This is a genomic window from Hydrocoleum sp. CS-953 (genome assembly GCF_002260545.1).
In the GTDB taxonomy this organism is placed as follows: domain Bacteria; phylum Cyanobacteriota; class Cyanobacteriia; order Cyanobacteriales; family Microcoleaceae; genus Trichodesmium.
Window position 1 is genome coordinate 1 of sequence record NZ_LGSU01000132.1, and the last position, 2,236, is coordinate 2,236.

General features: G+C 35.8%; 2 protein-coding genes. One reads left to right on the forward strand and one right to left on the reverse strand.

The features are described 5' to 3' along the window. Positions 1-1,093 (reverse strand): dihydroorotase family protein (locus tag AFK68_RS00935; protein WP_143437390.1); only part of this gene is annotated, 1,093 nt, incomplete at its 3' end. A gap of 121 nt (positions 1,094-1,214) precedes the next feature. Between AFK68_RS00935 and AFK68_RS00940 the strand changes: the two genes are divergently transcribed. Continuing rightward, positions 1,215-1,823 carry a glutathione S-transferase family protein gene (locus AFK68_RS00940; RefSeq protein ID WP_094670908.1) on the forward strand — a complete coding sequence of 203 codons (609 nt, stop codon included), beginning with the start codon at positions 1,215-1,217 and terminating at the stop codon, positions 1,821-1,823. The last annotated feature ends 413 nt before the right edge of the window (positions 1,824-2,236 follow it).

Genomic DNA, 2,236 nt, shown 5'->3' on the forward strand with positions numbered 1-2,236 from the left:
GATCTTGACTGCTAGCTTTTTTCTCTGCCGAACAACAGGCATGATCGCTAACTATCCAGTCAATTTGTCGGTTTAATACTGCTTGCCATAAATATTCTACATCTTCACGGGGACGAATAGGTGGGTTTACTTTTGCCCATTTGCCTGTAGGTGCATCTACATCTAATAATAAATGCCCCACTGTCACTTCTCGGCGAAAGTTGATATGAGGAAATGTTGCTTGCATCATTAATGCTGCTTCCACTGCTTTCCGGGAACTCAGATGCAATAAATTAATATTCAGACAATTGGTTTCATAAGCTAAATAGGAAGCAAGAAAAATCGCTAATCCTTCAGAATGGGGAGGACGAGCTGCACTATAAGCTTTGAGACCAGTAAGAGAACTATCATTTTGGACTATTTTAGTGTAGGCATTGAGAATATCGGCAATTTCACAGTGCAAACTCAAACTAATATAATCCTGCATTTCTGGGTAAGTTTCCTGTAATTTAGTTAACCCCCGCATGATAAATTCAAAATGAGCAAAATCATATCTTTCTGACTTGTTAATCATCAAAAATAGGTTTTGCTGGTCTGACATTCCGTGTAAACCATAGCCTCCATAAAACATAAATATTTTGAATGATGAAACCCCATATTCCTCAAATAATAACTGTAATTCATCAATATGACTACTGCTAATGGGGGCGAGATGGTAGCAGTAGTCTACATAAAAATTACCTTCTGAAAGTTTCAATGCTTGAGGAAAAAAATCTTTGTAAGCACCGCCTCGGTTGAGATAATATTGCCCAGTACGAATATAAGTTAAACCCGTTGTCACCCCACCCATAGCAGCAGCTTTTGTTTCTGTAATAGCATCTTGAGGTAGAGGTTGATAAATACCAATATGTTGATGGGAGTCTACTAACCCTGGAAAACCTAATAATTCTTTGGCATCAAATACCTCATTAGCTAATTCTGGGTTAATTTCTGGAGCGATGTGAGCAAACTTGCCATTTTTAATTCCTAAGTCGAGGCGATCAATAGAATTATGATTTGGGCGTACTACCTGTACATTTTTAATAACTAAATCGAAATCTGCAGTTTCTGACATTTTTTCTCCCCAATAATTCAGCAATATTTTTATTTTGACATAATTAGAAATTATACAAAAGTATCTGATATAGCTTTTTCGGCTCCGTTTTGGAATNATTTATAGCTTTGGAGATATGATAATGAAAAGAATTTTATATTATCATCAACAATCACACTTTGCTCGAAAAATTCGGATATTGTTAGCAGAAAAAAAATTAGATTATGAACTCAAGGAAGTTAATCTCAAGAATAAACCAGCTGAATTTCTGAAAATTTCTCCCATTGGTAGTGTACCTGTGTTTGTAGAAGAAGATGGCACAATCATTTGGGATTCTACATTAATTGCTGAGTATTTAGACGAAACTTATCCAGAACCAAACTTTTACCCTACTCATCCCAAGGCAAAACTTGAATGTCGTAAATGGGAAGATTTAGGAGATAATTTAGGGGATAGTGTTACCAATTTATGGAAGTTAAATTTGACAAACAATTTTGCCCCTCCTGAGTATCGAACAAGATTAGAAACGGCAATTAATCGTCTCTTAACAGTTTTTGAGCAACAATTAGCTAAATCTAAGTATTTGTTAGGTGATGAAGAATGGACGATAGCAGATGTAGCAGTATTATGTTCTTTGGGTTACTACAACCTTCGGTTAAATGAAGATTGGCTTTTGGAATATGATAATTTAAAAAATTGGTTCAATAGATTACATCAACGTGAATCAGTCAGCTCTACTGTTCCGGAGTAGGGAGTAGGTAGGGATGTTTTGCTGTGCGACATGTTTGCGTAGCATTCCGGAACGGAAAACGCATTTTTGCCTGTGCAACGTCCCTACAGAGTTAGGAGGAATAGGAATTATAGAACCCATTTGGTATCTATAATTTCAGGACTAAAGCCATGTGAACCCCCCAAACCCGGTTTGTCCTAGACTTCTATTGCTCATGCGCAACGATTTATCCTAGAAACCGGGTACGAAAGTGCGTAAGTCCTAAATTTATTACTTTTAGGGTTTAGTCGTTGCGATCGCCTCAAGTTAAAAGTCAAAAGTTAAAAGTTAAAGATTGTATGTTGGGTCAATGTAATTGTTAATATTAGTAATAAATAATGTAATGGAAGTTTTAAATTGTGGAATATAAAGAAAAGCTAAATAATAGTTAATAT